This window comes from Anaerotignum faecicola (assembly GCA_024460105.1).
Taxonomy (GTDB): domain Bacteria; phylum Bacillota; class Clostridia; order Lachnospirales; family Anaerotignaceae; genus JANFXS01.
The window spans coordinates 1-393 of sequence record JANFXS010000547.1; the positions used below are offsets into that span (position 1 = coordinate 1).

At 47.1% G+C, this 393-nt stretch carries 1 protein-coding gene; it reads left to right on the forward strand.

All coding sequences use genetic code 11. The features are described 5' to 3' along the window. A partial coding sequence (locus NE664_15320) for an amidohydrolase family protein (protein ID MCQ4728002.1) occupies positions 1-393 on the forward strand: 393 nt, incomplete at both ends.

The window sequence follows — 393 nt, forward strand, 5'->3', positions numbered from 1 at the left end:
CCGGTGTTCATCTGATTATCCACGGCCAGGCTTTAAATGACGAGTGTCTTGATATCATGGCGGAAAAAGGTATCTACTTCTGCCCGACGATCCAGTTCTTACACGAATGGTTTAAGACATATCCGCCGACATACGTACCGGAAATCCATGATCAATTCGAGGGCAGCGATGTCGTGGAAAAAGAATTAAACCGTGTTTACGCTAACTTAAGAAGAGCAAAAGAGAAAGGCATTGGTCTTACCATTGGTTCTGATTCCTTCTGCTCCAGTCTGACGCCATACGGTTATACCGCAATGGGTGAGATGTACTCCTTCGTGGAGTGTGCAGGCATCAGCGAAATGGATACCATCGTTGCCGCTACCAAAGTAGGCGCTGAGATGCTGAAGGTTGATG